A 4,072-nucleotide genomic window follows, 5' to 3' on the forward strand; every position below is an offset into this window, starting at 1 on the left:
GCTTCGGCTTCGCGGAGAATACTGATGATCTGTTCGTCGGAAAAACGCTTCTTCATGGGGATGTCCTCATGTGGCTTATGAAGACATTACTAACATCGGGGTGTACTAATCAACGGGGAGCAGGTCAGTGTACGAGGGTCAATCATAGCCATGATTACTTACCTCCACTCACAGCGACCAGCGGTCACAGCTTGATAGTCTGAATACTCAGCCTGTGAGACTTCACGTCCGGCGATGTAGAGGCCTGTGCCATGACGCTGGATGAATTCCTTGGTCTCCGGCTTGATGTCCTCAGCAGACGCTACAGCAGACTGCACGGTGGCGCTGGAGGTCATAGACACGAAGGCTCTGGTTACTGCCAGTCCGTACCCAAGGTCCAACCACCGACCGAACTCTATAGCGGCTACTGGGTCAGCCAGCCACGAGGTCCCTAAGTGACCCATGTTAATCTTTTTAACAAACCCGTTTTCTGGGTTGGTTAGACTTCTACCAGCCTTGGTCCTCATGAAGCGAGCAACCTCGGTACTACGGTTATCTTCTACCTTACCAATCTGAATGCCTACCCGGCGTATCTCATCCAGTCGAAACAATCCGTCCTGACTGGTGATGTCCTGACCGAAGATATGAATGGTGTATTCCTGCTTATTGTCAGAAGTCATAAGAGGCACCTCCCGCCAGAGCTTCGGCAAAGGACTTGAAGCGCTGTTCTTGGTCAGCTTTCGCCTGAAGGCGTTCGGCATCAGGTGGGACCAGCTTATCAAAGGTGCCGTTTTCGTAATCTTCAGTTAGGACCTGAAGGCGGCGGGACCATTTGCTCTCCACCTGCATCATCGCGTTAGAGATGTGCTTCAAGTCGGCATCAGAGCGTGACGCTATCCAATCCATCTCTTCTGAGTCACCCTCACAGGTGTAAGGATTGTTGAAATAGAAGATGTCCTGTAGGCCACGCTTCAGCTCTTCCTCGGTGTGTGTCTGGAGGTATGACTGGATAGGCTCCGCGTACATCTCCCGGATTTTCTCATAGTCCCAGTCTTCCGCTTGGGCATACCATCGGGATAACTTCAGCAGGTCTAAGTTATAGCGACAGCAATCGACACTGGACTCTGCATTGGTCAGCAGGATGATTAAGAACTGGCGGTTAGTTACAGGTAATTCGGTATTCATACAAAGATGCTCCTTTGGTAAAGCACTTTCTGTCTCCACATGGAGTCCGCACCATTCAGACGCATCCTAAACGGACCCCCATCAGAAAGTGCTTAACGAAAGTGAATGGTTAAATGTTGACGGTCTGGAGTGACCGGGTGTCTCCATATGTATAAAGGCGGGACCGCATGTCAGGACGAGTTGTAAGGACTTCCAGATGGTGAGCGGTGATAAACTTAAGCCAATGAGTAGTGAGTAGACGAGCTACTAACAGACGACTAAAGAACGCTAACGAGCTGGAGGTCGATACAGGAGGTCTGACAGAGGCGGTCACGGGCCTTGATTACTTAGGAGAGATACTTAATGTCGGTTGACCAGATGCTCGCATGTTCTGACGCATCAGACTCAGAGGCGGAAGCAGGTCTCCCTATAGTGATAGTTTAGGGTCCGTAATCATGAACCAGCTTTACTGGCGTGGTACTGGACGGATTTACTGGCGCTGACGACGGCAGCATAGACGTAGCGAGCGTAGCGAGTTGAAACCATAGGTTCACCCAAGGCAACACGCTTACGGCTCAGGGACTCCTGCACAGCGCTTACAGTTAATGTGTCGTGCGTTAGTAGTTGGGTCAGAATCAAGTATGGGCTGACAGGCTTGGTATTGCTTGCCATTGATTCGCTCAGGCGACCAGCACCAGTAAGGACATCATCCAGCCAGCCACTCAAGTCACCCTGACCATCGAATGACAGCAGGTCCCCGCAGTGCTGCTGCAAGTAGGCTTTGGTGAACGTGTTGTCGTGAGTTGCGATTGGTCGTGCCATAGAGTATCTCCTGTCGTTGAATTAGTTGGTTCCCCTATAGTGATAATCAAGTCCACCACTGGTGATACATACAGTAGCGCGACAGGATGTGACTCACAGGCTGGACTGGATGTCAAGGATTAAGGCGACCCTAGGAATTAAGGAAGTAAATATAAAGAGGGAGGACCGGATGTGACTCACAGGTTGGACCGAATGTCAAGGACTAAAGACGCCTCAGGAATTAAGGAAGTATATATAAAGAGAGACCAGAGGCGACTCACAGTCAAACAGGAATGTCAAGAGGAGACCATAGGAATTTGGAGGGACCTGAGTTAGGGAACCAGTTTAAATAAGACAACAGACAGACTTAAAGTCGGACAGCCGAAGGCGAACCGGTGGACCTATAGTCAGGAGGGATTATGATTATTATCACCCTCCCTAACTTCAGTCAGACTTCAGTGACCCAAGGTCTCAACCATCAAGCCGTATATGGTCTACACCTTGGGTCTTCCTACTTAAAGTAAAGCTGTCTTCAGCACCTCAGCCAGCCTACCAACAGCGTGTCCTTTCCCGTACAGGTCATACGTAATGGACTGACTGCTGTGACCTAAGATGCCCTGAGCGTCCACCAGATTAACTCCACGCTCTTTCATTCGTGTAGCCAGCCAATGCCTCAGACTGTGGAGAGAGACATCCGTAGCGTCTCCCAGAGCTTCAGTCATGACCCTTGAGTTAAACCAGCTTGAGTATGCGCTTGGAGTCATCCCGAAGAGAGGACCCTCGTCAGGCTGCATGTCTACCCATTCGAGGAAGGACTTCAGGTCAAGACCACAGGCCCCATCGGTCAACGGCACAAGTCGGACTGAATGCTTGTTCTTCACAGACTTACCTTCCCCATCTTCATTGATGTCGATACAGACCAGCCCATTGTCCAAGGTTACAATGTCACGTTTAGTCAGGTGGCAGACCTCAGCAGACCTAGCTCCAGTGACCACAGATACCAGAGACGCCCATCTACGGGCCTCAGAGGTCGTGTGAGCCGTGTGTCGTGTGAACTGATACTCAGACTCAACACGGACCAGAAGTCTCTCCAGCTCCTCGTCAGTGAATGCTCTACGCTTGGAGTCTACATCCTTAGTTAACTTCATGCGCTCAATCGGGTTGCGGCCCTCAAGTTGCCCATTCATCAGGCCATAGTCCAGACACATCTTCGCCTTAGTCAGCAGCTTGTTAATCGTCGACGGTCTCACCTCAGAAGCCAGCATAGCGTCCCTGACAGCCAGCCACTCAGAGCGAGACATCAGGTCCATGTCTTCAGGCAGGAACCGGGAGACAGTATTTAGTGAGGACGAGAGGTCCTTGTAGCTGGAGGACTTCAGGGTCTGGACCTTCTCAGCCAGCAGCGAGGACACTAGCTCAGAAAAACTACAGATAGCTGGTTGGTCAGCGATAGTGACCTCAGGTTGGCGCTCCTGTGTGAAAACTACTGGTCTATCCCCCTGCTCATTCTTCAGAATTGACGTAGAGTCGCCTATAGTTGAGTAATCAGTATGGTTATTATCATCAATCAGCTTAATCAGACCAGAGGTATCACCAGTGTCTACCCTCTGCTGTGCTGCGGTCAGGACTTCAAGCGCTAACCTTATGCCCTTCTGCTGGTCCAGACTTAAGGCTTGCGTAGCGGCTAGCTCCCTCAGGTTGGACTTCTCGTCGACCAGAGTAGCGACCTCAAGTCCATTCCAGTAATCGTCACTAGCGTCTGTCAGGAACTGCTCAGCCATAGACCGGAGATGCTCTGTAAGCTCCTGTAGTGAGACTTCAGGCCTATCCAACATGAAGGCCTTAGCTGTGGCTGCGAGCTCTCTCTGACGCATTGTGGCTACTCTCCTGTCTGTGCTTCGGGTCGATACTGAAAGAAACGGGATGGTCTGTCCCTTGAGTCTGAAGCGGATAGTATATCGACCATTGGCTCTACGGACTAACTGAGGCTTAGCTACGCTGTGAATCGCCACGCGTTTAACAGACACCTCAGAGTCATTTAAGATGACTTAAAGAGAGGTGCCCATGAGCGGTAAGCGTTATCCTGAAGAGTTTAAAACTGAAGCAGTCAAACAGGTTGTTGATCGCG

At 50.8% G+C, this 4,072-nt stretch carries 4 protein-coding genes; all 4 read right to left on the reverse strand.

Annotated features, from left to right (window positions below):
- Positions 1–158: 158 nt before the first annotated feature.
- Positions 159–659 carry a hypothetical protein gene (locus APU11_RS14890; protein ID WP_000199921.1) on the reverse strand — a complete coding sequence of 167 codons (501 nt, stop codon included), beginning with the start codon at positions 657–659 and terminating at the stop codon, positions 159–161.
- Positions 649–1,164: a hypothetical protein gene (locus APU11_RS14895; protein ID WP_001091024.1), complete on the reverse strand. Its 516-nt coding sequence runs from the start codon at positions 1,162–1,164 to the stop codon at positions 649–651. Before APU11_RS14895 ends, APU11_RS14890 begins: the two co-directional genes overlap by 11 nt.
- Before the next feature lie 432 nt (positions 1,165–1,596).
- Positions 1,597–1,965, reverse strand: coding sequence for a hypothetical protein (locus APU11_RS14900; RefSeq protein ID WP_000113586.1), 369 nt, complete (start codon positions 1,963–1,965; stop codon positions 1,597–1,599).
- Between the two features lie 494 nt (positions 1,966–2,459).
- Positions 2,460–3,818 (reverse strand): site-specific integrase, encoded by a 1,359-nt coding sequence (locus tag APU11_RS14905; protein ID WP_060578595.1) that lies wholly within the window; start codon positions 3,816–3,818, stop codon positions 2,460–2,462.
- Positions 3,819–4,072: the final 254 nt, after the last annotated feature.

The organism is Enterobacter sp. 50793107 (assembly GCF_001463365.1).
GTDB lineage: Bacteria > Pseudomonadota > Gammaproteobacteria > Enterobacterales > Enterobacteriaceae > Enterobacter > Enterobacter cloacae.

Excerpts from the sequence above, each read along its gene's own strand:
- APU11_RS14890 (WP_000199921.1), bottom strand. The coding sequence starts at position 659 with ATGACTTCTGACAATAAGCAGGAATACACCATTCATATCTTCGGTCAG.
- APU11_RS14895 (WP_001091024.1), bottom strand. The coding sequence starts at position 1,164 with ATGAATACCGAATTACCTGTAACTAACCGCCAGTTCTTAATCATCCTG.
- APU11_RS14905 (WP_060578595.1), bottom strand. The coding sequence starts at position 3,818 with ATGCGTCAGAGAGAGCTCGCAGCCACAGCTAAGGCCTTCATGTTGGAT.
- APU11_RS14900 (WP_000113586.1), bottom strand. The coding sequence starts at position 1,965 with ATGGCACGACCAATCGCAACTCACGACAACACGTTCACCAAAGCCTAC.